Origin of the sequence: Ketobacter sp. GenoA1 (genome assembly GCF_003671475.1) — a bacterium.
Lineage (GTDB): Bacteria > Pseudomonadota > Gammaproteobacteria > Pseudomonadales > Ketobacteraceae > Ketobacter.
In genome coordinates this window covers 16,911-39,070 of sequence record NZ_RCHM01000042.1, presented here as the reverse complement: position 1 = coordinate 39,070, position 22,160 = coordinate 16,911, and the positions used below count along the sequence as shown (strand labels likewise).

At 55.5% G+C, this 22,160-nt stretch carries 23 protein-coding genes and 1 tRNA gene; 7 read left to right on the top strand and 17 right to left on the bottom strand.

Going from position 1 to position 22,160, the window contains the following annotated elements:
• Position 1: 1 nt before the first annotated feature.
• The 10 genes from hisS to D9N13_RS14250 all read right to left on the bottom strand — a co-directional run bounded on the left by hisS (position 2) and on the right by D9N13_RS14250 (position 9,625).
• On the bottom strand, positions 2 to 1,279 hold the full coding sequence (gene hisS, locus D9N13_RS14295) for a histidine--tRNA ligase (protein WP_290591505.1): 1,278 nt from the start codon (positions 1,277 to 1,279) through the stop codon (positions 2 to 4).
• 63 nt (positions 1,280 to 1,342) lie between these two features.
• On the bottom strand, positions 1,343 to 2,467 hold the full coding sequence (gene ispG / locus D9N13_RS14290; protein WP_290591504.1) for a flavodoxin-dependent (E)-4-hydroxy-3-methylbut-2-enyl-diphosphate synthase: 1,125 nt from the start codon (positions 2,465 to 2,467) through the stop codon (positions 1,343 to 1,345).
• A 72-nt stretch (positions 2,468 to 2,539) separates the two neighbouring features.
• A complete protein-coding gene (locus tag D9N13_RS14285) occupies positions 2,540 to 3,562 on the bottom strand; it encodes a RodZ domain-containing protein (RefSeq protein WP_290591502.1) in 1,023 nt (340 codons plus the stop codon).
• Positions 3,563 to 3,565: 3 nt separating this feature from the next.
• Positions 3,566 to 4,348 (bottom strand): type IV pilus biogenesis/stability protein PilW, encoded by a 783-nt coding sequence (gene pilW / locus D9N13_RS14280; protein ID WP_290591500.1) that lies wholly within the window; start codon positions 4,346 to 4,348, stop codon positions 3,566 to 3,568.
• Between the two features lie 58 nt (positions 4,349 to 4,406).
• Positions 4,407 to 5,570, bottom strand: coding sequence for a 23S rRNA (adenine(2503)-C(2))-methyltransferase RlmN (rlmN, locus tag D9N13_RS14275; protein WP_290591498.1), 1,164 nt, complete (start codon positions 5,568 to 5,570; stop codon positions 4,407 to 4,409).
• A 106-nt stretch (positions 5,571 to 5,676) separates the two neighbouring features.
• Positions 5,677 to 6,108, bottom strand: coding sequence for a nucleoside-diphosphate kinase (gene ndk, locus D9N13_RS14270; protein ID WP_290591496.1), 432 nt, complete (start codon positions 6,106 to 6,108; stop codon positions 5,677 to 5,679).
• Positions 6,109 to 6,225: 117 nt separating this feature from the next.
• Positions 6,226 to 7,371 (bottom strand): IscS subfamily cysteine desulfurase, encoded by a 1,146-nt coding sequence (locus tag D9N13_RS14265; protein ID WP_290591494.1) that lies wholly within the window; start codon positions 7,369 to 7,371, stop codon positions 6,226 to 6,228.
• Positions 7,372 to 7,463: 92 nt separating this feature from the next.
• Positions 7,464 to 7,955, bottom strand: a complete 492-nt coding sequence (iscR, locus tag D9N13_RS14260) for a Fe-S cluster assembly transcriptional regulator IscR (RefSeq protein WP_290591492.1) — start codon at positions 7,953 to 7,955, stop codon at positions 7,464 to 7,466.
• 75 nt (positions 7,956 to 8,030) lie between these two features.
• A complete protein-coding gene (gene cysE / locus D9N13_RS14255) occupies positions 8,031 to 8,825 on the bottom strand; it encodes a serine O-acetyltransferase (RefSeq protein ID WP_290591490.1) in 795 nt (264 codons plus the stop codon).
• A gap of 26 nt (positions 8,826 to 8,851) precedes the next feature.
• Positions 8,852 to 9,625 carry an RNA methyltransferase gene (locus D9N13_RS14250; protein WP_290591488.1) on the bottom strand — a complete coding sequence of 258 codons (774 nt, stop codon included), beginning with the start codon at positions 9,623 to 9,625 and terminating at the stop codon, positions 8,852 to 8,854.
• A 147-nt stretch (positions 9,626 to 9,772) separates the two neighbouring features.
• Here D9N13_RS14250 and D9N13_RS14245 point away from each other — a divergent pair, with 147 nt between their 5' ends.
• Together D9N13_RS14245 and D9N13_RS14240 are read left to right on the top strand one after the other, a co-directional pair.
• A complete protein-coding gene (locus D9N13_RS14245; protein ID WP_290591486.1) occupies positions 9,773 to 10,570 on the top strand; it encodes an inositol monophosphatase family protein in 798 nt (265 codons plus the stop codon).
• A 63-nt stretch (positions 10,571 to 10,633) separates the two neighbouring features.
• Positions 10,634 to 10,786 (top strand): hypothetical protein, encoded by a 153-nt coding sequence (locus D9N13_RS14240; RefSeq protein WP_290591484.1) that lies wholly within the window; start codon positions 10,634 to 10,636, stop codon positions 10,784 to 10,786.
• Positions 10,787 to 10,899: 113 nt separating this feature from the next.
• Here D9N13_RS14240 and secF read toward each other — a convergent pair whose 3' ends face one another.
• The 5 genes from secF to queA all read right to left on the bottom strand — a co-directional run bounded on the left by secF (position 10,900) and on the right by queA (position 16,312).
• Positions 10,900 to 11,817 (bottom strand): protein translocase subunit SecF, encoded by a 918-nt coding sequence (gene secF, locus D9N13_RS14235; RefSeq protein WP_290591482.1) that lies wholly within the window; start codon positions 11,815 to 11,817, stop codon positions 10,900 to 10,902.
• Between the two features lie 8 nt (positions 11,818 to 11,825).
• Positions 11,826 to 13,691: a protein translocase subunit SecD gene (gene secD, locus D9N13_RS14230; RefSeq protein ID WP_290591480.1), complete on the bottom strand. Its 1,866-nt coding sequence runs from the start codon at positions 13,689 to 13,691 to the stop codon at positions 11,826 to 11,828.
• 72 nt (positions 13,692 to 13,763) lie between these two features.
• A complete protein-coding gene (yajC, locus tag D9N13_RS14225) occupies positions 13,764 to 14,099 on the bottom strand; it encodes a preprotein translocase subunit YajC (RefSeq protein ID WP_317622510.1) in 336 nt (111 codons plus the stop codon).
• A 21-nt stretch (positions 14,100 to 14,120) separates the two neighbouring features.
• The gene (gene tgt / locus D9N13_RS14220; protein ID WP_290591478.1) at positions 14,121 to 15,242 is read right to left on the bottom strand and encodes a tRNA guanosine(34) transglycosylase Tgt; all 1,122 of its coding nucleotides are present in this window, start codon (positions 15,240 to 15,242) and stop codon (positions 14,121 to 14,123) included.
• Between the two features lie 47 nt (positions 15,243 to 15,289).
• Positions 15,290 to 16,312: a tRNA preQ1(34) S-adenosylmethionine ribosyltransferase-isomerase QueA gene (gene queA / locus D9N13_RS14215; RefSeq protein ID WP_290591476.1), complete on the bottom strand. Its 1,023-nt coding sequence runs from the start codon at positions 16,310 to 16,312 to the stop codon at positions 15,290 to 15,292.
• 125 nt (positions 16,313 to 16,437) lie between these two features.
• On the opposite strand from queA, the gene D9N13_RS14210 reads away from it, so the two are divergent.
• Positions 16,438 to 16,524: transfer RNA gene (locus D9N13_RS14210), tRNA-Leu, on the top strand.
• A 15-nt stretch (positions 16,525 to 16,539) separates the two neighbouring features.
• Positions 16,540 to 17,052, top strand: a complete 513-nt coding sequence (locus D9N13_RS14205) for an RDD family protein (RefSeq protein ID WP_290591474.1) — start codon at positions 16,540 to 16,542, stop codon at positions 17,050 to 17,052.
• 4 nt (positions 17,053 to 17,056) lie between these two features.
• On the opposite strand, the gene lptG is transcribed toward D9N13_RS14205, so the two are convergent.
• Positions 17,057 to 18,118, bottom strand: a complete 1,062-nt coding sequence (gene lptG / locus D9N13_RS14200; RefSeq protein ID WP_290591472.1) for an LPS export ABC transporter permease LptG — start codon at positions 18,116 to 18,118, stop codon at positions 17,057 to 17,059.
• The gene (gene lptF / locus D9N13_RS14195) at positions 18,115 to 19,239 is read right to left on the bottom strand and encodes an LPS export ABC transporter permease LptF (RefSeq protein ID WP_290591470.1); all 1,125 of its coding nucleotides are present in this window, start codon (positions 19,237 to 19,239) and stop codon (positions 18,115 to 18,117) included. The genes lptG and lptF overlap by 4 nt, the downstream gene beginning before the upstream one ends.
• 104 nt (positions 19,240 to 19,343) lie before the next feature.
• Between lptF and D9N13_RS14190 the strand changes: the two genes are divergently transcribed.
• The 3 genes from D9N13_RS14190 to D9N13_RS14180 are packed head-to-tail and all read left to right on the top strand — an operon-like array spanning position 19,344 to position 22,133.
• The gene (locus D9N13_RS14190; RefSeq protein ID WP_290591469.1) at positions 19,344 to 20,837 is read left to right on the top strand and encodes a leucyl aminopeptidase; all 1,494 of its coding nucleotides are present in this window, start codon (positions 19,344 to 19,346) and stop codon (positions 20,835 to 20,837) included.
• On the top strand, positions 20,834 to 21,250 hold the full coding sequence (locus tag D9N13_RS14185) for a DNA polymerase III subunit chi (protein ID WP_290591467.1): 417 nt from the start codon (positions 20,834 to 20,836) through the stop codon (positions 21,248 to 21,250). The genes D9N13_RS14190 and D9N13_RS14185 overlap by 4 nt, the downstream gene beginning before the upstream one ends.
• Before the next feature lie 16 nt (positions 21,251 to 21,266).
• Positions 21,267 to 22,133, top strand: a complete 867-nt coding sequence (locus D9N13_RS14180; RefSeq protein ID WP_290591466.1) for a hypothetical protein — start codon at positions 21,267 to 21,269, stop codon at positions 22,131 to 22,133.
• The last annotated feature ends 27 nt before the right edge of the window (positions 22,134 to 22,160 follow it).

Below are 22,160 nucleotides of genomic sequence, written 5' to 3'. Positions count from 1 at the left end.
ATTACTCCTGGCTAATCAGGTTTTCTGCAAAAAAGTTTGATAGTTGATCCTGCATAATGACCACCTGCTCGCGTTGCTCACGTAAAAATTTGACGGCCACCTGCTGATTCTGAATTTCCTGTTCCCCCAACACCAGGGCCACACGGGCTCCGGAATCGTCGGCTTTCTTGATCTGCTTTTTGAACTTGCCGCCACCGCAGTGGCATTGGACACGCAATGCGGGTAATTGGTTTCGCACTCTTTCCGCCAGCAACAGGCCCTGAATACTGTCTTCAGAGATGATGTACACATCCGGTGCCGGATTGATATGGCCAACCACGTCGCAGGCTTCCAGCAGCAGCACCAAACGCTCGATGCCCATGGCAAATCCCACCGCCGGCGTGCTTTTACCACCCAATTGCTGTACCAGCCCATCGTAACGGCCACCGGCACACACGGTGCCCTGGGCACCCAAGGCGTCGGTCACCCATTCAAAAACGGTTTTACAGTAGTAGTCGAGGCCACGCACCAGGTTCGGGTTTATCTCGTATGACACTCCGGCGGCATCCAGCGTTGCCTTCAGTTGCTCAAAATGGAGGCTGGACTCTTCATCCAGGTAATCGTGCAAACTGGGAGCATGCTTCAGTATTGCCTGGGTGGCTTCATCTTTACTGTCCAACACGCGCAAGGGGTTGCTCTCCAGGCGGCGCTGACTGTCGGCATCCAACTGTTCGGCGTGCTGCTGCAGAAACGCGACCAGGGCATCACGGAATTCAGCCCGCGCCTCGTTGGAGCCCAGGCTGTTAAGCTGCAGTGTTACCCGATCCGCAATGCCCAGCGCTTTCCACAAACCCGCGGTCAGCATGATCAGCTCGGCATCGATATCCGGACCCGCCAGGCCGAAGGTTTCCACACCAATCTGGTGAAATTGACGATAACGCCCTTTCTGCGGCTTTTCATAGCGAAACATGGGGCCCATATACCATAGGCGCTGAACCTGGTTGTAAAGCAGCCCATGCTCTTCTCCGGCCCGCACGCAACCGGCTGTCCCCTCAGGGCGTAAGGTCAGGCTCTCCTGATTGCGATCCAGAAAGGTATACATTTCTTTCTCGACGATATCAGTGACTTCACCAATGGAACGTTTGAACAGATCGGTGTATTCCACGATCGGCAGGCGGATTTCCCCATAGCTGTATTGATTCAACAGCTGACGTACAGTGCTCTCAAGGTACTGCCAAACAGCGGAATCCTGCGGCAGGATATCGTTCATGCCGCGGATGGCTTTGATTCGCTTGCTCAATTCTGATGTTCCTAACTCAATTCGCTGACGGAGACAATTAAAAGCGGCCGATTATAAGCCAGATCAGGCTCCGAGTGTTATTTTTACCGGTGTTTCGCCACCTTCAGCGTCCACCTCTTCCGCCTTGGCCCGGATCACTTTTTCCAGCTCGGCAATCAGATCCGAGTTATCCACTTTGTGACTGGGCTTGCCTTCGCGGAAGATCAGGTTATTGGGGGAGCCACCAGTGAGCCCGATATGGGCTTCCTTGGCCTCGCCGGGGCCATTCACCACACAGCCGATAATGGCCACATCCAGGGGTGTTTTAATGTCTTCCAAACGGGATTCCAGCGCGTTAACCGTACTGATGACGTCAAAGTTCTGCCGGGAACAACTGGGGCAGGCAATAAAATTAATGCCCTTGGTACGCAACCCCAGGCTCTTAAGAATATCAAATCCCACCTTCACTTCTTCGACCGGATCGGCCGCCAGAGAGATGCGCAGGGTATCGCCAATCCCTTCCATCAACAGAGAGCCCAGGGCAATGGCGGACTTCACGGTACCGGAGCGCAGCCCCCCGGCTTCCGTCACCCCCAGGTGCAGGGGATTATCGATCTGGGCTGCAATCAGGCGATAGGCCGCAACGGTCATAAACACGTTGGACGCTTTCAGGCTCAATTTGAAATTTTGAAAGTCCAGCTTGTCGAGGATGTCCACATGCCGCATGGCCGATTCCATCAAAGCCTCCGGCGTGGGTTCGCCATACTTTTTCTGCAGGTCTTTCTCCAGCGATCCGGCATTGACCCCGATGCGAATGGGGATGTTCTTGTCCCGCGCACAATCCACGACGGCCCGGATGCGGTCCTCGCGGCCGATATTGCCTGGGTTGATACGCAAACAATCGACCCCCTGCTCCGCCACCGCCAAGGCAATCTTGTAGTCAAAGTGGATATCCGCCACCAGGGGTACAGAAACCTGCTTTTTTATCGCACCAAAGGCTTCCGCTGCGTCCATGGAGGGCACGGAAACCCGCACGATATCCACACCGGCCTCCTCCAGGCGCTGGATTTGGCCTACCGTGGCGGCCACATCGGTGGTTTCGGTATTGGTCATACTCTGCACGCTGATCGGCGCATCACCACCCACGGGTACATTGCCAACCATAATCTGACGGGATTGACGGCGTTTTATTGGTGATTCAAAGTGCATGTTGGACTCCTACCCTAGCTGGACAGGGCGGTATGTTAAGGCTTATTGCGGTGTATTGCCATGCAGGCGGTGCTATTCGCCCAATCGGACCCGAACAACATTATGAGGAGGAACGCGGAACGAAACCGGCTGACCATTATAACGGACCGATACCACATTGCCGTTACCCAATTTGGCCTCCAGGGGAGGCTCGCCGGTAATACTCAGTGACTCGCCATTACGCCGCAGATTGGAGTAGATGAGCGCACCGCTGGCATCCCGGATCTCAACCCAGCAATCGCCGGTGAACGCCATACTGATCTGGCCCTGAGGCGCGGTGACCTGGGAGTCCGGCAGGGCGGCATCCGACGCCAAATCTGCAGCGGCCTGCAGCGCCGGTTGCATCACCTCTGCGGCATCGGGTTCGGGCGCCGGCGTATCCGGGTCAATGACCGGTTCAATATTCTCGGCTTCTGCGGCCTCGGCTTCTTCAGGCATGGGCTCGGATGACACCAGCGCTTCGCGCTCAAGCTCAAGGGAAACCTCGGTATCGAGGCTGTCCGCAGCGGGCTGGTCTGGCGGCGTAACCGGTTCGGCATCAACGGCCGGTGTGGTCTCGATTACAGCCTCACCCTGTGGCGCAGCCGCGTCTTCTGCCAACGGAGCAACGGCCTCCGGTTCACCGCTTGCGGGCCACAGCAGATAGGCCACCATCACCACCACCAAACCCAGCAGTCCAAACCGCAACGGCGTGGCGAAACGGGGGGCGGTACGGGGGGTCTCAATGGGCTGTACCGGCTGTGGCTTCCCACTGCCGGTGATGGCTTCATAGGAACGGACCAGCTCTTCGCCACCGATCCCCAACAAGCGGGAGTAACTGCGCAAATAGCCCTTCACGAAGGTGGCGTTGGGTAAGGCGCGATAGTCATCGGCTTCCAGCGCCTTCACCACACCCGGGGACAGATGCAGGGCGTCCGCAGCTTCATTGACCGTCAGGTTTGCCGCTTCCCGGGCCCGTTGCAAGCGCGCCCCCGGGGAGGAAGCCAGCAACTTGTCGACCCCGCTTCCATTATCCGGCGAGGCGTTTGCAGCTGGTTTTCCGGGCAATGCAGTCATAACTTACAATGATGCCTTATATGCTTTGTATTCATCCGAGCCAGGGAACAGGTTTTTTAACGCAAGTTCATAACTGGCCAGCTTGTTCTGGTCGCCCAGCACCCGTTGCAGGCGTATTCCCAACCACAACTGTTTTGGTGAGGGTTTGGCAACCGATTCATGCTTTTTCAGGTAGCGGGCGGCCATCATATTGTTGCCCTCCGCCATCGACAATTCAGCCATCTCCAGCAAGGATACCGGCAGGTTTGGATTCAACTGCAACGCCCGGTTGAACGCCGCTTTGGCAGATTCAATGTCGTCTTTTTCCAGGTAGCAGATACCCAGATTCTCAAACGCCTTGTAACGCCGGGGGTAACGATAATCCTTGGTCACCCGCTCCAGCTGTTTGATGGCATCGTCGTAGCGCTTTTTCTCAAACAGGTAAGCCGCATAGTTATTGCGTGCCTGGGAAAACTCCGGATCCACCGATAACGCTTTATCGAAGTGGCGGACCACTTGCTCATCTTCGCCTTCCATGATGTAAAACAGAGCCAGCGCATTGTTGACCGCTGGATCATCCGGCGCAATTTCATAGGCGCGGGTGAGGGTGCGATTGGCGTGCTCCATCTGCCGCAGTTTCATATACTGGGTACCGGCTTCCACATAGTTGCGAGCGGCCTTCGCCGGGTCACGGTTCTGGGCAAGTGGATCATTGGTCTCAGTAACGCATCCAGCGAGTCCCTGCCCCAGCAGCAACCCCAGCAACATTGCCTTGAATATCGTTCTGTACGGATCCAGCTGCCTCAATTTCTCCATCCTTTTTTTGTAGATCTATCAACAAACACGCAAGCAGCCTGCTGCAGTATCAGGAGCCTGCCTGGTGTACCGGTATCTTGTTATTTCCTTGTGCCGCGACCTTGGCCCGCCACTGGGCCGAACGCCGGGTTCGATCCTGAACCTTGCCCACCAGCTGACCACAGGCCGCATCGATATCATCACCGCGGGTGGTACGGATAGTGGTTACGAATCCTGCTTTCATCAGCCTGTCCTGAAACGCCTTGATACGCAAGCCATTTGGGCGCTTATATCCGGAATCGGGAAAGGGATTAAACGGAATCAGATTGATTTTGGAAGGCACATTTTGCAGTAACGCTATCAACTGCTCCGCGTGCTCGAATTTGTCGTTCACCCCATCAATCAGCACATATTCCATCGTTACCCTGCGCGTGTCCGGGAACCTGTCCACATATTCACGGCATGCCGCCATCAATTCCGACAGAGGGTACTTTTTATTAACAGGAACAAGCACATCACGCAACTCATCAGTGGGCGCGTGCAATGAAACCGCCAGGGCTACGTCTATACGGTCATACAGCTCGTACATCCTGGGCACTACTCCGGACGTGCTCAAGGTGAGGCGTTTCTTCGCCACACCATAACCCAGATCATCCTTCATCAATTCCATTGCACTGATGACGTTCTCAAAATTCAGCAGGGGCTCCCCCATGCCCATCATCACCACATTGGTAATGTTGCGCACGCCCCGGTTTTCCGGCGCACCAAAGGAACGTTGTGCGATCCAGACCTGGCCGACGATTTCAGCCACGGTGAGATCACGATGAAAACCCTGCTTGCCGGTGGAGCAAAAGCTGCAGTCCAGGGCGCACCCCACTTGCGAGGATACGCACAAGGTACCGCGCTTGCCATCCGGGATAAATACCGTTTCAACTTTGTTGCCCTGATCCAGCTCCACCACCCATTTGCGGGTGCCATCATTGGAAAAATGCTCCAGGGCAACCTTGGGGCCCCGAATCTCTGCCAGCTGAGCCAACTTACCGCGCAGCGCCTTGCCCAGGTTTGTCATCGCTTCAAAATCATCAGCCCCAAAGAAATGAATCCACTTCATGACCTGGTGGGCACGAAACCGTTTTTCTCCAATGGACTCGAAGAAATCCTCCATTTGCTGACGGGTCAACCCCAGCAAATTAACCTTGTTCGTGCTGTCATTTTGAACAGACTCGGAACTCATGATGACACCTGTCTTGGGCCTGAATAGCCCTGTTTAGATATGACAAATGGAGTCATCAAGACTCCATTTGTCATTAAGCGTAGCGTAAATTGCTGTTTTCAGGCAATTATCGGGTGCGCGGACACAATTCGCTTTCGGCGAAGAAATACGCAATTTCACGGGCGGCAGAGGTTTCTGAGTCGGAACCGTGCACGGCATTCTCATCAATGGTTTGAGCGAAATCGGCGCGGATAGTTCCCGCCTCGGCTTCTTTAGGGTTGGTGGCCCCCATCAGTTCACGGTTCAGTGCCACCGCATTCTCACCTTCCAGTACCTGCACCACCACCGGCCCGGAGGTCATGAACTTCACCAAATCAGCAAAGAAAGGGCGCTCTTTGTGTTCGGCGTAAAAACCACCGGCAGTCTGCTCTGACAGATGAACCATTTTGGAAGCAACCACTTTCAGACCGGCTTTTTCGAAGCGGGTCAGGATTTCACCAATAACATTCTTGGCAACTGCGTCAGGCTTGATGATGGAAAAGGTGCGTTGTACCGCCATGGGTTTCTCCAAATTATATTAAATTTCAAATGGTTAGAATAAAAGATCGTGGACGTTTCCGTGGCAACAGCCCAGCTTCGCCGCGATTATACTCAGGTTTTGTGGCAATGAATACAATCAGCCCCGCAGGCGGCTCACCGTGTCGGTGACACGCTGGATAGCAAAATCGATTTCTTCTTCAGTGGTGAAGCGCCCAAGGGAGAACCGCACCGAGGACAAGGCCAGCTCATCGCTTATCCCCAAACTCTTTACCACATAGGAGGGCGCCACCGTGGCTGAATTACAGGCGCTGCCGGAGGACACCGCCAGGTCATCCAGCGCCATCATCAGGGTTTCACCTTCGACCCCGGAAAACGCCACATTTAATATGCCACATACCCGTTGCCGGGGGTGCCCGTTCATTCGCACCCCTCCCAGCGGTTCAATACCTTGCCACAGGCGCTGGCGCAGCTGTTCGATGCGGGCGGATTCCTGCGGCCACTGCTGTTGGGCCAACTGAAACGCCTCCCCCATGCCCACAATCTGATGGGTTGCCAGGGTGCCCGAGCGCATGCCTCGCTCGTGGCCACCACCATGAATCTGCGCCGCCACGCGCACCTGGGGATTGCGCCGTACGTACAATGCCCCCATCCCCTTTGGCCCATAGACTTTGTGGGAAGACAGGGACATCAGATCCACCGGAGTTTGCTGCAGATCGATGGCCATTTTACCGGCACTCTGCGCCGCATCCACATGCAACAGCACACCACGCTCCCGGGTAATGGAGGCTATCGCATCCATGTCCGTGATGGTGCCCAACTCGTTGTTCACCTGCATCAGGGATACCAGCACCGTATCGTCCCCGATCGCTGCGGCCACGGCATCTGGTTGTATAATGCCATCCTCATCCGGTTGCAGATAGGTCACCCGGCAGCCCCTACTCTCCAGATATTGACAGGTGTCCAGTACCGCCTTGTGCTCAATGGCCGAAGTGACAATGTGATTCCCCCGCTCAGCGTAGGCCTCCATTACCCCTTTGATGGCCAGGTTATCCGACTCGGTCGCACCGGAGGTCCAGACGATTTCCCGTGGTTCCGCGCCAATCAGGCCGGCCACCTGGCGGCGCGCCGATTCCACCGCCTCTTCTGCCTGCCAGCCATACAAATGCGAACGGGAAGCCGGATTGGCGAATATGCCAGCCAGAGTAAGGCAATGCCCCATCTTTTCCGCAACAACAGGGTCAACTGGGGTGGTGGCAGCGTAATCGAGGTATACCGGTCGCATGAGAGAGATCAGAAAATGAAATGAGGGCGGGATTATAAAGCAGGCTGGCGGACCGGGCAAAAATCATTGACCGGTTCGCACCAGGATGCACCCTAATTGATTTCGCTTAAGGGTACCCGATCGGAACCCTTACTGTTGCGTTCCTGCTGGTATTTGTCCTGCCGTTCGGCAACCGCCCGCACTTCTTGACGGTCGACCAGGTTCTGCAGGCTGATACCGGACAGAAAATCATGCAATTGCTTGCTCAGATCCTGCCACAAATCATGGGTCAAGCAGGTTTCCCCATCCTGGCAATCACCGTTCCCGCTGCATCGGGTGACATCCACTTTTTCATCCACGGCATCAATGATTTGCGCCACGTAAACCTGGGCGCCGTCACGACTCAAACGATAGCCTCCACCCGGCCCCCGAACACTGGAAACCAGATCATTCTTCCGCAGTTTGGCAAACAGCTGCTCCAGATAGGAGATGGAAATACCCTGGCGCTCGGAAATATCTGCCAGGCTGACAGGCCCGGTTTTCGCGTGCAGCGCCAGATCCAGCATGGCAGTCACCGCGTACCGACCTTTGGTGGTGAGTTTCATAGATTGGGGGCCTCCAGTAATACTGCCACTCTGCCGCAACAGAGACTGACCCCCATTTTGCTATCTCCTACTATTTCAGTCAACTTTTGATGAGGTGGATGCCGGACTCTCTTTCGGCTCTTCCTCAAACAGCTGATCCCGTATCTCCGGCAGGGATTTACCGCAATCGGACCCTAATGCCTCCAAGGCCTTGCCCATGGCATTGACCTTCTGATCCACGGCATGCATATGATCCAACATATTCTTGATGGAGTGGGCAATGGGGTCGGGCATGTCCGGCGTCATCCCATAGGCATCAAAGCCTATTTTACTGGCCATCGCCTGGCGCTTGCGCTCCTCTGCGCAGTCACCATCCCCTTCTTTGCAGATGATACGACCGGGAATGCCCACCACGGTGGCCTCACCGGGCACATCCTTGGTCACTACGGCGTTGGAACCCACCCGGGCGTTCTCACCCACCGTGATCGGGCCCAACACCTTGGCCCCGGCGCCTACCACCACTCCGTTTTTCAGGGTAGGGTGACGCTTGCCTTTGTTCCAGGTGGTGCCCCCCAGGGTAACACCGTGATAGATCGTAACATCATCGCCCACTTCCGCCGTCTCGCCGATCACCACACCCATGCCATGATCAATAAAAAAACGACGGCCGATGGTGGCGCCGGGGTGTATTTCAATACCGGTTAGCCAGCGGGAGAAACTGGATATAAAACGGGCGCTTAGTTTGAAATCCATTGTCCACAACTTGTGCGCCAGCCGGTGCATCAACACCGCATGCAGGCCCGGGTAATTCAGCAGCACTTCCACACTGGTGCGGGCTGCCGGGTCTCGGTGAAACACCGAACGAATGTCTTCGCGAATGCCTTCAAACATGGGGGGTCCTTGAGTTTACCCTGTAGCTAACTGCCCTTGATGCGTTTCTGTACTGTCGACAGCACACCGCGCATCAGATTCATTTCCAATCGATCCATGCGGGTGCGCATAAACAGGCGCCGCGCCCGGGTCATCAACTGTTTGGGATTACTGGGGTCAAAAAAGCCAATATCAAGCAGCGTTTCTTCGAAATGCGTCATAAAGCGCTCCATATCCTGCGCCGACACCAGTGGCTCATCCCAGTCCGCAAACTGTAGCGGCATGGAGGGCTTGGATGGTGGGTCTCCCTGCTGCTGCCCCTGGTGGCGCGCCAACACCCCCATACGCATTTCGTAGCAGATCACCTGCACAGCGGCCGCCACGTTCAACACAGAGTACTCCTGGTTACCGGGAATACAGATGTGATAATGGCAGCGTCGCAGTTCTTCGTTATTAAGGCCAGCGTCTTCTCTGCCAAAGACGATGGCAATACTCGCACCCTCGGGCTCATTCAAGACAAGCTCAGAGGCTTCTCTGGGGCTCATTAGGGGCCAGGGAATGGTGCGCATGCGTGCGCTGGTACCAAACACCATCTGGCAATCTGCAATGGCCTCATCCAAAGTATCCACCACTTTGGCCTTATACAAAAGATCCGCGGCGCCCGTGGCCCGGGCGGTGGCCTTGGCAGTAGGAAACTCCCTGGGAGCAACCAGCACCAGATCCGTCACCCCCATGGTTTTCATGGCCCGGGCCGCCGCACCTATATTGCCGGAGTCACTGGTATTGATCATAACAATGCGGATTCGATTCAGTAATTCCATAGGGCTTCGCTAATCTGTCGTCAAAGTAATGTTTGAAAAAGGCGTCGATGGTACCAGATTTTACTGAAGGTGGCGGGCGCTTTCTGCTATCATTCGGCGCCACAGCCTGTCTGTACGTTCTTTAAACTCAATGAAGGTAGCCGATCCATGCATCCCATGCTGAACACCGCCCTGGGCGTAGCCCGCACCACTGCCGAAATGATCTATAAGGCCTATGAAAAGGTCGACACGATCGATGTGGAAGCTAAGGGTACCAACGACTACGTGACCCAGGTGGATCGGGCCTCCGAAGCACGCATCATCGACGGGCTGCAGAAACGCTATCCGCAGCATTGCTATCTGGGGGAGGAGAATGGCCTGATCGAGGGTACGGATAAAGATTACGTGTGGGTCATCGATCCGCTGGACGGCACCACCAACTTTATTCACGGTATTCCCCAGTTCGCCATATCCATTGCCCTCAAGGTGCGGGGCCAACTGGAGGTGGGTGTCATCATTAATCCCGTTTCCAAAGAGGAATTTACCGCCGCCAAAGGCCGTGGTGCCCAGATGAACGGCCGCCGCATGCGGGTCAGCAAACAGGCCAAGCTGGAAGGCGCCCTGCTCTCCACCGGTTTTCCTTTCCGCCCCGACCAGGCCAAAATCCTCGACGGCTACATGGGCATGTTCCGGGATTTCACCCGTAACACCGCCGGAATTCGGCGGGCCGGGGCTGCCGCCCTGGATCTGGCCTATGTTGCTGCCGGCCGATACGATGGTTTTTGGGAGTTCGGCCTGTCGGAATGGGATATGGCCGCCGGGGCATTAATGGTGACCGAAGCCGGTGGCCTGATCGGCGACCCCAGGGGCGGCATGGATCACCTCAAAACCGGGGATATCGTGTGCGCACCGCCTAAATTGTTTAAGGCAATGCTGCAAACCATTCACCCGCATATGCCGAAGTAGAAAAAATTCGCTATACTGAAAGTAACGCGGCAGGAAATGGCCGTCCACAAGAGGGATTTCAGTATGAACTGGCAAGAAATCAAAACGTCGCTGGCGGCCTTCTTTCAGAGCTTTGCACTTCCCTTCGTGCAGCAGAATGAGGTGGAGCTAAAGCCCATACCCATACCGGTAGAGGCCAATCGAGAAACCCGCAGACTACAGCAGCACCGCTACTGACTCTGCAGCGGTCTCTTCAGCTAAATTTCAGCTAAATGCCAAACATCAAAATATAAAGTCAGCACAAAAAAGCCAGCGTAAGCTGGCTTTTTTGTTGGAGCTCTGCCGGCCGGTTAGGGCACATCATCCACAATGACTTCCTGCTCCAGAAAATCCTCACGGCTGATGTTCTGCACCAACAGCAAATTACTGGCCACATAAATTGAGGAGTAAGTACCAATCACGATGCCCACGATCAACGCCACTGAGAACGCATAAATCATCTCGCCACCCAGCAACGCCAACGCAATCAGTACCAGCAAGGTGGTTAAGGAGGTAATCAAGGTTCGGCTCAGGGTTTGATTGAGGGAATTATTGATGATGCCTTGCGGTGTTTCTTCCCGGTCCTTGCGGAAATTTTCCCGCACCCGGTCAAACACAACAATGGTATCGTTAAGTGAATAACCGATCACCGCCAAAATGGCGGCCAGCGCCGTCAGATCAAAGGTCAAACGGGACACGGAGAAAAAGCCCAGCGTAATAATCACATCATGAAACAAGGCAATCACCGCTCCCACCGCAAACTTGAAGCGAAAGCGCAACGTAACGTAAATCAACATCAGGCCCAGGGCGATGATCATGGCGATGCCGCTTTTATCACGCAGCTCTTCGCCCACCTGCGGCCCCACAAACTCCACCCGCATCAGCTTCACATCCGGCGAATGGGCCTGCAACATTGCCAACACCTGGCTTCCCACTTTGTCTTTGTCTTCACCTTCAATGGGCGGCACCCGCACCAACACCTCTTCCGGGCGACCAAAATGCTGCACACTGGCATCTGAATAGGCGCTGTTTTGCAGAACCTCTCGAATGGGATCCAACTGGGTTGGTGAATCGTATTCCACTTCAATCTGGGTTCCGCCGGTGAAGTCCAGCCCTAACTCCAGAAAATTGGTGGTAATGGAAACCAGCGAGCCGATCACCAGCACGATGGAGAAGGCACCCAGTATCTTGCGGGGCCCCATAAAATTAAAACGGGATGATGTCGCCATGGAGCCTCCTAAATACTCAGTTTCTGCAGCGCGCGGCCGCCATAGATCAGATTAACAATGGACCGGGTGCCGACAATGGCGGTGAACATGGAGGTGAGAATCCCGATGGACAGGGTCACCGCAAAGCCTTTCACCGGCCCGGAACCGAAAGCGAACAACACCAATCCCACCAGCAGCGTGGTAATGTTGGCATCAAGAATGGTCAGAAAGGCACGGTCATAACCGGCATTGATGGCGGCGTGAGGCGTGACGCCATTGGCCATTTCCTCCCGAATACGGGCAAAGATCAGCACGTTGGCATCCACCGCCATACCCACCGTCAAAACGATACCAGCCATACCGGGCAGCGACAGCGTAGCCCCGGGGATAACCGACATGAACGCCACCAGCAGCAACAGGTTCAGCACCAGTGCCACGTTGGCAATCATGCCAAACACTTTGTAGTAACCGATCATAAACAACAGCACCAGGGTAAAGCCCACCACCAGCGACATCAAACCCGCCTCGATGTTCTGCTGTCCCAGGCTCGGCCCCACCGTCCTTTCTTCCACAAAATACATGGGCGCAGCCAAAGCGCCGGCCCGCAGCAACAGTGCCAGCTCTTTTGCTTCCGCCGGACTGTCCAGGCCGGTGATGCGGAAGCTGTTGCCCAGGGCACTCTGAATGGTGGCGACGTTGATCACTTCCCGGGTTTCCTTGGTGAAGACTTTTTCAACTTCTTCACCGTCGATCATGACCTTGCGTTTTTCCGGTTCCAGCTCGATGAACACCACCGCCATGGAATCTTTCACGTGCCGGTTGGTGGTTTTAAACATGCGCCGGCCACCGACACTGTCCAGTTCGATGTTGACCTGGGCGCGACCGTTTTCGTCATAACCGGTGCTGGCACCCACCACACGATCGCCGGTAACGATGACGTCTTTTTTCAATAAAACCTGCTGCCCGGTACCGCGCATGGCAAGAAACTCTGACCCGATGGGTGCGCGCCGCACCGACATGGGATCGTTTTCCCAATCCACCATGCGGAATTCAAGATTGGCTGCACGACCAATAATCCGCTTGGCCTCCGCGGTATCCTGAATGCCGGGCAACTGTATCACTATGCGCTCAGCACCCTGACGTTGCACCACCGGTTCCGCCACACCCAACTCATTGACCCGGTTGCGCAGGCTGGTGAGGTTCTGGCTGATGGCGTAATCCTTGATCTCTTTTGTCGCCTGCTCCGACAGAGCAAGCAACAGGGTAGTGAGGTTGTCGGCCTGCTCCTCCTGGATCAGGTAATCGCGAAACTCTTTTTGCAGCAGACTGCGAGCCTGCGATACACGCTCCTCGGTGGTGAAGGAAAGGCGAATCTGGCTGCCTTCCAGGGTGGCCTGCTTATAACGCACTTTCGCTTCCCGCAGACCATCGCGGATATTATTAAGGTCGTTTTTGAGTTTGTTCTCGGTGGCTTTGGCCATATCCACTTCCATCAGGAAGTGGACCCCACCACGCAGGTCCAGGCCCAACTTGATGGGACCGGCACCGATGGACGACAGCCAGGCGGGCGTATTGGGCGCCAAATTCATGGCTACCACGTAGTCTTCACTTACGGCTTTCTGAACAACTTCCTTGGCGCTGATCTGATCATCCACATTATCAAACCGGATCAGGGCAGAGCCCTGCATCAATTCCGACCGTTTAACGGTAACACCGGCTTTCTTCAGGGATGTAATTGCTCGATCCAGCACATCCTGCTCGGTTTCACCACCGGCTTTCTTGGCGGTGATCTGCAATGCAGGGTCATCAGGGTAGAGGTTTGGTAACGCGTAAATGATTCCGAACAGTGCCACAACCAGCACTAACAGATACTTCCACAGCGGGTACTTATTCATGGGGAAACCCTATTGTTTTTCTTGGTCGGTCCTGACGCGCCACCGTCCCTGGCAGAGCTCACGAGATGACGATTAAATGCTTTTCAGAGTGCCTTTCGGCAAGGTGGCGGTGATGGCCGCTTTCTGGAAGGTGATTTCAGTGTTGTTCGCCACCTCAACCACCACGTACTCCTCCACCACCTTGGTCACTTTACCCATCATGCCGCCGGAAATGACCACTTCATCCCCCTTGGACAGACCTTCCATCAGAGCCTTGTGCTCTTTGTTGCGCTTGGACTGGGGGCGGATGATCATGAAATAGAAGATCGCCACCATGAAGATCATCATGCCCCAGAAAGTCAGGGGATTGCCCTGTTGTGCAGCGGCACCACCGTTTTCGGCCATTGCTTCAGCGATAAAGAAACTCATATTTACCTCAAGTTGATGACATTAATTGGATGCCAGTGGCGGCACTGGTTCGCCCCGCCGCTGGTAGAACTCCGTAACAAAGCGCTCAAATGTACCCGTTTCAATGGCCGTGCGCAAACCATGCATCAGGCGCTGATAGTAGCGCAGGTTATGAATGGTATTAAGCTGGCAGCCAAGGATTTCCTTGCAGCGGTCCAGATGGTGCAGATAGGCCCGGGAAAAGTTCTGGCAGGTGTAACAGTCACAGCCCGGCTCCAGGGGCCCGGTATCCGTTTTATGGGCCGCATTACGGATTTTGACCACACCGTCTGCGGTGAATAAATGGCCATTACGGGCATTGCGGGTGGGCATCACACAATCGAACATATCCACACCCCGGCGCACCGCCTCCACGATATCCTCAGGCTTGCCCACGCCCATCAGGTAGCGCGGACGATCTTTAGGCATATGGGGCTGCAAATAGTTCAATACGTTGAGCATTTCCTCTTTGGGCTCACCCACCGACAGGCCACCGATGGCGTAACCGTCAAAACCGATGTCCGTGAGCCCCGCCAACGACTCCAGGCGCAGGTTTTCGTACATGCCACCCTGCACAATACCGAACAGGGCAGACGGGTTCCCTTGGTGGGCATCTTTGCTGCGCCTGGCCCAGCGCAGAGAGAGGGCCATGGAATCCCGCGCCTGCTGCTCGGTGGCGGGATAAGGGGTGCACTCATCAAAGATCATGACAATGTCCGACCCCAGGTCTTTTTGTACCTGCATGGATATTTCCGGGGTCAGGAAAACCGGGCTGCCGTCCACTGGAGACTGGAATTTCACGCCTTCTTCGGAGATCTTGCGCATTTTACCCAGTGAAAAAACCTGGAAGCCCCCTGAATCAGTAAGGATAGGGCCCTGCCAATGCATAAAATCGTGAAGATCCCCATGCAGGCGGATGATATCGGTACCGGGTCGCAGCATCAGGTGGAAAGTGTTCCCCAGTATGATGTGGGCACCGATATCACCGATATCCCTGGGCAGCATTGCCTTCACGGAACCGTAGGTGCCCACGGGCATAAAGGCCGGCGTCTCCACCACACCACGATCAAATACCAGGCGGCCACGACGGGCGCCGGCGTCAGTACCAGCAAGCTCGAATTTCATAACATCCAACTTTTTATCACTTAATGTCCAGAAATGGGGTTTCAGGTCTACAGGATCAGCATGGCATCGCCATAACTGAAGAATCGATACTCCTGCGCCACCGCATGGTGGTACGCGTTCAGCACCGCCTGCTGCCCGGCAAAGGCGCTCACCAGCATGATGAGGGTGGATTCCGGCAGATGGAAATTGGTGATCAGACCATCCACCACGCTGAATGAATAGCCTGGATAAATAAAAATATCGGTGTCCCCTTCAAACGGCGCAATCTGACCCTGGTTGCAGCTGGCCGCCGTTTCCAGTGAACGTACCGAGGTGGTTCCCACCGCGATCACCCGCCCACCACGGGCCTTGGTGCGGCGAATTTTGTCCACCGTTGCCTGGTCAACCTGCAACCACTCTGAGTGCATCACATGATCGCGGATATCGTCAGCCCGCACCGGTTGAAAGGTGCCGGCACCCACGTGCAACGTAACATAGGCACTGTCCACACCAGCCTCTGCCAGCGCCGACAACAGGGCATCGTCAAAGTGCAACCCAGCGGTGGGGGCGGCGACAGCACCGGGCGTGGACGCATACACGGTCTGATAGCGCTCCTGGTCCAGGCGTTCGTCTTCCCGGTCAATGTAGGGGGGTAATGGCATATGTCCCACCTGCTGCAACCAGTTCAGAAGATCTCCCTGCAGGGATCTCAGGCAAAACAGATCACCACTACGGCCTTCCATCAGCAGGCTGTCGGCGCCCTCCACCAGAATCCTGCTCCCCGGCTTCGGCGCTTTGCTGGCCCGCACATGGGCCAGACAGCTGTCGGGGCTGGTAATCCGCTCCACCAACACTTCCACCCTGCCGCCGGTTTCCTTGCGCCCGAAAATGCGGGCCGGGATCACCCGGGTGTTGTTGAATACCAACAGATCCCCCCCTTGCAACCAGCGCAACACATCCGTAAACCGTTGATCCTGAAGGGCGCCTGATTGCCGGTCCAAACACAGCAAACGGCTCCCGCTGCGTTCCGGCATGGGGTAACGGGCAATCAATCGCTCCGGGAGCTCATAGTGAAAGTCAGCACGCTTCATTAATACCGATTACAGACTCAGCCAAAGGGGCCGCGATTATAGCGGTTTCCGGGATTCTCTTAAATGGCTTGTTGACGCGGCAGAATCCATTGATATAATCCCGCCTCTCTAGTACGAGACACCGTGCCTGGGTGGCGGAACTGGTAGACGCGCCGGATTCAAAATCCGGTTCTGGAAACAGAGTGAGAGTTCGATTCTCTCCCTAGGCACCACTCCTTAAGACTCTCATGACAGATTCTTCCGACAACAACGCTCAATCCTCTGCCATCTCCTATGTGGAGTACCCATCGGCCGGCCTGTTGCGCCGACTGGCCTCCATCGTTTACGACGCCCTGATTGTCATTGCCTTGTGGTTTTTCATCACGGCGATCTATTTGGGGGCAACCGGCGTGGATACCCCCCGCAGCAGTACCGATCTGCAACTGACTCTGTTCCCCTTGTTGATGGCCGCCACCTTCCTGTTCTACTACTGGTTCTGGTCCCATGGCGGGCAAACCCTGGGCATGCGTGCCTGGCGCCTGCAGGTGGTGGACGCCAACCTGGATGGTCGGCCGGTTAATTTTTTTCAGTGCCTGAGCCGTTTTCTGATGGCAACGCTTTCTTTGGGCTGTTTTGGCCTGGGTTATATCTGGGTGCTGTTCAGCGCCAGTGGTGACAGCTGGCACGACAGCCTGTCCAACACCCGAACCCTGGTATTGCCCAAAGACATCAACAAGAAGATCGTACCGGCCAAACGCTGACGGATCAGACCCGCTTCAGCAGATACACTCCGATGGCAAAACTCACCACCAAAGGCACCAGGGCAGCCAAAAACGGCGTCAGGCTGAAAATGATGGTGACGTGCCCCAGGAACTGCTGGGCGTAATGGAACAATAATCCCACAATCACACCCGCCATAATACGCTGCCCCATGGTGACAGACCGCAGCGGACCAAAGACGAAGGAAATGGCAATAAACACCATCACCAGCGTGGTGAAAGGCTGCAACACCTTCTTCCAGAAAGAAAAGAAATAGGATGTGCTTTCCAGTTCCTGGGAATCCAGGTAAGTCGCATACTGAAACAAACCGGTGATGGAAAGATAATCCGGCTTCAGTACCACCACCGACATCACCTGCGGTGTGATCGAGGTGTTGTCCCAGCGCAATGTGTCAAAATGTTCGGACTCGGTACCTTGCTCACTCATACGGGTCTGACGCACTTTTTCCAGCGCCCAGTGGTCCCCCTGATAAATTGCCCGCTCCGAAAAATCCGACCGCACCAGCACGTTGTTTTCATCAAACACAAAGCGGGAAATACCGAACATCACTCCATTGGGCTGCACCACCTGAATATGGGTGTATTGACCGCCTTCGCGATACCAGTAACCGTCGCGGGAACCAATGCTTTCACCCTGATAAAGATGCCGTGCCTTCTCCGATTGGGCAAACTGCTCGGTCTGCGGAACAATGTACTGCCCCAGTGCCAGGCCAAGCAACACGATCCAGATCACCGGTTTGGAGGCGGCAAACACAATACGGGCAATGGACACACCGGCGGCCCGAATTACCGTTAATTCACTGGTGTTTGCCAACGAGCCCAAACCGATCAGGCACCCGATCAACGTGGCAACCGGCATGAAATCATAGATTCGGCGCGGCAGCGTCAACAGAATAAAGATCAGCGCTTCCTGCGCCTGATAGCTGCCCTTGAGGTCATCCAGCTCCGCCAGAAAGGCAAACGAGGCATCCAGACTGATCAACAAAAACAGCACCATGGATACCGAAATCAGTACGGTTTGGCCCACATAGCGATCAAGCAACTTCATGTTGCGGCCCCCGACACCCGATCCATCCGCCGCTTGGAACGCTTAAGCAGAAATTCCGGCCAGTAATTGAGGGCAACCCCCACCAATGCGAACAAGCCATGCACCCAGAAAATACCCAATTCTGGTGGAATACGGCCTTTCTCAATGGCGCCTTTCACCGCCATCAGCAACGACAGGTATGCCAGATACAGCATGATCGCAGGCAGCATTTTCAAATAGCGACCCTGCCTGGGATTCACCTTGGACAACGGCACCGCCATGAACACCACAATGGGCACCATCAACATCAGCGACAGCCGCCATTGCAGCTCCACCCGTGCCTCGATACTGGCATCCGCCAACAGGGCCCGGGTTGATTGATCTTCAATCTCGGTTTGTTCGATGGCTTCCAGCTTGTTCTCCAGTTTAACGGTGTATTCCCCGTAACTGGAGCGCCCGAACTGAGAGCTGCCTGGGTCTACCTCAAAACGCTCACCATCGGACATCACCAGATAGCGGTTGCCGCTGCGATCGATTCGGTAGCGCCCTTCCGCCGCCCGCAACAGCACCACTTTGTCGTACTCCTCATCGCGCCGCTCCCGGTCATAGTTAACAATAAACAGATTTTTCATGACGCCGGCGCTGGAGTCGATGTCTTCCACATAGGTGACCGTGCGGCCATCGGAAGTAGAATGGAAACGCCGCGGGCTCAGCACATCCAGGCCGGAACGGCGTTCCTGCTCCATAATCAACGCATTAGCCTGCTGGGAACCCCAGGGCGACAGATAAAAACTGAAAAATCCAATCACCAGTGACATGCTCAATGCTGGTATCATGGACAACGCCACCAAACGCTTCTGACTGACGCCGCAGGCCTGTAACACCACCATTTCGTTTTCCAGATACATTCGCCCATAGGACAACAAGATGCCAAGAAACAGCCCCAGGGGCAGGATTAACTCAAGAAAATCAGGCAGGCGATAAGCCATAATCATGAACACCGCCGAACCTTCCAATTTACCGACAGCCGCCTGCGACAGGTACTTCAGGAACCGGCTGGAAACCAGAATGAAGGTCAGTACTGAACTCACCGCCAGGGTGGCCCAAAAAAGTTGTCGCGATAGATATCGATAAATAATCATGGAAAAGGCGATGCTTACTCTGGAAAATCAGCAAAATTTTCGTTAGTAATGTGGTTTAACGGCCATTATCCAATAAACATATTCTTTTGTCTTGCGGGGTTTGCATGGACTTCAAAATCAAAAAAGCCACACCGGAAAAAACCAAAACAGACGCCCTGGTTTTACCAGTATTTGAAGGCAATGTTCTGGGCAGCTGCTGCGATCAGTTCAGCGATGCCACCAAGAAAGCGCTCAACGCGGTCATGGCCAACGGAGACATCAAAGGTAAGCCTGGTGACTCACTGGTGTTGAACGCCGTAGCAGACTCTGTAGCCAAGCGCATCATACTGATCGGCCTGGGCAAGGCCGGTGAGCAGACTGAAAGCGCCGTGCGCAAGGCTTTCAGCGCCGCCGCCAACGCGGTCAATGGCACCTCCGCCAAGGATGCGGTGCTGGCCCTGGACGATATTCAGCTCGAAAACCGCGACACTCAGTGGCTGACCCGTCAAGCGGTGGAACTGTTCGCCTACGCCAACTACACCTTCAACGCCTTCAAAAGCAAAGACAACCACAAGCAGCTGGCCCTGAAGAAACTGACCTTCCTCACCACGGTGGACAGTAAGGGCGTGGAAAGCGGCATCAAGAGCGGTGCAGCGATCGCCAATGGCATGTGCTACACCCGCGATCTGGGCAATACACCACCCAACATCTGCAATCCCACCTATCTGGCCCAGGAAGCCAAAAAACTGGCCAGAGAGTGCAAGGCACTGACCACCACCGTGCTGGATGAAAAAGCCATGAAGGCACTGGGCATGGGGGCTCTGTTGTCGGTCGGCAACGGCAGCGACACACCTTCCCGCCTGATTGTGATGGAATACAAAGGCGGCCCCAAGAATCAAAGCCCCCATGTTCTGGTTGGCAAGGGTATCACCTTCGATACCGGGGGCATCTCCCTGAAACCGGCACCCGATATGGATGCCATGAAATGGGATATGTGCGGTGCCGCATCGGTGTTCGGCACCATGCGGGCGGTAATCGACATGGCATTACCCATGAATGTGGTGGGCGTGGTGGCGGCCGCGGAAAACATGCCCAGCGGCAAGGCAAGCCGGCCCGGTGATATCGTCACCACCATGTCCGGCCAAACCGTGGAAATCCTCAACACGGATGCCGAAGGCCGCCTGGTACTGTGCGATGCCCTGACCTATGTGGAGCGTTTCAAACCGGCTTCCGTGGTGGACATTGCCACCCTCACCGGCGCCATCATCGTCGCCCTGGGGCCCTTCGCCAGCGGCTTGATGAGCAACAGTGAAGAGGTTGTGGAAAACCTGCAGGCCGCCGCTGATTACACCCAGGACAAAGTCTGGCGACTGCCCCTGTGGGATGAGTATCAGGCCCTGCTGGACAGCCCGTTTGCGGATATCGGCAATATCGGCAATGCCGGCCCGAAGGCAGGTTCCATCACCGCAGCCTGCTTTCTGTCACGCTTCACCAAAGCCTATCCCTGGGCGCACCTGGATGTGGCCGGCAGCGCTTTCAATGGCGGTGCCAACAAAGGGGCCACCGGGCGCCCGGTACCCCTGCTCACTGAATATCTGCTGCGCCAGGTCAAGGCATGACGCGGGTCGATTTCTATATTCTGCCGGAAGACAACCGTATCTCGCCGCTACTGTACGCGGCGAGACTGGTGGAAAAGGCTTTCCGACGAGGGCATCAGATCTACGTGCACACTCTGGATGAAGCCCAAACCCGGCAGCTGAGCGACGCGCTCTGGCAACGGCCGGATTCCATACTGGGCCATGGCTGCGGCCAGACCACAGAGCATCAGCCGATCCAGGTGTCCCACCAAGGGGAGCCTGGCGAGCATGGGGACGTCATGGTGAACCTGGCGGGCACCATACCCACCTTTTTCTCCCGCTTTCAGCGGGTTGCCGAAATTGTACCGGGGAAACCGGAATCCAGGTCACAAAGCCGGGACAATTTTCGGTTTTACAAGGAAAGAGGCTATGCTTTAAAGACGCACAACATTTAGCTAGTGGTAATGAGACATGAGTCAGGGCGATCAAAAATCTCTTATAAATCAAGAAGAAAAAGACAAAATGCTGGATGACCTGGAATCCCTGAGCCAAATGCTGGACGACGATCCGGATGCAGAGGCGGATAGCCAGATCATTCCTGAGGACATTCCGGTGCTGAAAAGCTTCGTCGATGACGTCCCCGTCCTGAACGAGTCCATGGACAATGACGCCGAAGAAGAGCCGCCGGCCGCGGACTCCGAGGCCGGCGCAGGCGATGCTGAGCCCCCCACACTGCAGGCCACCGACACCATCGACCTGAATGCCGCCAGCTTCAACACCCACCCTGCTGGCCACAACAACAGCAGCCGTCAGCAGGCACTGGACATGAGCTTTCTGGATAAGGATCCCCTCGACATCAGCGAGCGGGTACGCAGCTACCGTCAAAACAACACCCAAGGGTTAGTGGCTGAATCGCACCCCACAGTGGCGCCGGCCGCCGAGAAAGCCGAACCCATTGCACCAAACCCGCCACAGCCCGCCAAAGCAGAGGAAGTAACACGCCCCCTCAATCGCTTCCAGACGTCTTCCGGCTCGGAAAATCCGTTTCTGCCCCGCTCCACCCTGGACAAAATCCGTGAAAATCACGCCTGGGAGCAGAACCGTGGCCAGGATAATGATGCTTCCGCCCAATTACGCAAGCTGTTGCAGGACAATCCTCTGAACAGAGTCACCTTCGATACCAGCTCAAAAGAAGCCCAGGCACTGAGACAGAAGGCCAGCCAGCTGGTGAATGAGGTGATACGCGCCAACATGCCCCGCCTGGAGGCGGAATTGCGCATGAAACTGGAGCAGGAGGTGGACAGAATGTTCAAAGAGATCAAGAAAAATCCCCGCTAGATCGGTATACTTGTCGGCCCACCAGGT

Excerpts from the sequence above, each read along its gene's own strand:
- D9N13_RS14245 (WP_290591486.1), top strand. The coding sequence starts at position 9,773 with ATGCATCCCATGCTGAACACCGCCCTGGGCGTAGCCCGCACCACTGCC.
- D9N13_RS14265 (WP_290591494.1), bottom strand. The coding sequence starts at position 7,371 with ATGCGACCGGTATACCTCGATTACGCTGCCACCACCCCAGTTGACCCT.
- D9N13_RS14205 (WP_290591474.1), top strand. The coding sequence starts at position 16,540 with ATGACAGATTCTTCCGACAACAACGCTCAATCCTCTGCCATCTCCTAT.
- lptF (WP_290591470.1), bottom strand. The coding sequence starts at position 19,239 with ATGATTATTTATCGATATCTATCGCGACAACTTTTTTGGGCCACCCTG.
- ndk (WP_290591496.1), bottom strand. The coding sequence starts at position 6,108 with ATGGCGGTACAACGCACCTTTTCCATCATCAAGCCTGACGCAGTTGCC.
- D9N13_RS14185 (WP_290591467.1), top strand. The coding sequence starts at position 20,834 with ATGACGCGGGTCGATTTCTATATTCTGCCGGAAGACAACCGTATCTCG.
- rlmN (WP_290591498.1), bottom strand. The coding sequence starts at position 5,570 with ATGAGTTCCGAGTCTGTTCAAAATGACAGCACGAACAAGGTTAATTTG.
- D9N13_RS14190 (WP_290591469.1), top strand. The coding sequence starts at position 19,344 with ATGGACTTCAAAATCAAAAAAGCCACACCGGAAAAAACCAAAACAGAC.
- cysE (WP_290591490.1), bottom strand. The coding sequence starts at position 8,825 with ATGTTTGAAGGCATTCGCGAAGACATTCGTTCGGTGTTTCACCGAGAC.
- yajC (WP_317622510.1), bottom strand. The coding sequence starts at position 14,099 with ATGAGTTTCTTTATCGCTGAAGCAATGGCCGAAAACGGTGGTGCCGCT.
- queA (WP_290591476.1), bottom strand. The coding sequence starts at position 16,312 with ATGAAGCGTGCTGACTTTCACTATGAGCTCCCGGAGCGATTGATTGCC.
- D9N13_RS14285 (WP_290591502.1), bottom strand. The coding sequence starts at position 3,562 with ATGACTGCATTGCCCGGAAAACCAGCTGCAAACGCCTCGCCGGATAAT.
- D9N13_RS14250 (WP_290591488.1), bottom strand. The coding sequence starts at position 9,625 with ATGGAATTACTGAATCGAATCCGCATTGTTATGATCAATACCAGTGAC.
- secF (WP_290591482.1), bottom strand. The coding sequence starts at position 11,817 with ATGGCGACATCATCCCGTTTTAATTTTATGGGGCCCCGCAAGATACTG.
- iscR (WP_290591492.1), bottom strand. The coding sequence starts at position 7,955 with ATGAAACTCACCACCAAAGGTCGGTACGCGGTGACTGCCATGCTGGAT.
- D9N13_RS14180 (WP_290591466.1), top strand. The coding sequence starts at position 21,267 with ATGAGTCAGGGCGATCAAAAATCTCTTATAAATCAAGAAGAAAAAGAC.
- secD (WP_290591480.1), bottom strand. The coding sequence starts at position 13,691 with ATGAATAAGTACCCGCTGTGGAAGTATCTGTTAGTGCTGGTTGTGGCA.
- ispG (WP_290591504.1), bottom strand. The coding sequence starts at position 2,467 with ATGCACTTTGAATCACCAATAAAACGCCGTCAATCCCGTCAGATTATG.
- D9N13_RS14240 (WP_290591484.1), top strand. The coding sequence starts at position 10,634 with ATGAACTGGCAAGAAATCAAAACGTCGCTGGCGGCCTTCTTTCAGAGC.
- tgt (WP_290591478.1), bottom strand. The coding sequence starts at position 15,242 with ATGAAATTCGAGCTTGCTGGTACTGACGCCGGCGCCCGTCGTGGCCGC.
- lptG (WP_290591472.1), bottom strand. The coding sequence starts at position 18,118 with ATGAAGTTGCTTGATCGCTATGTGGGCCAAACCGTACTGATTTCGGTA.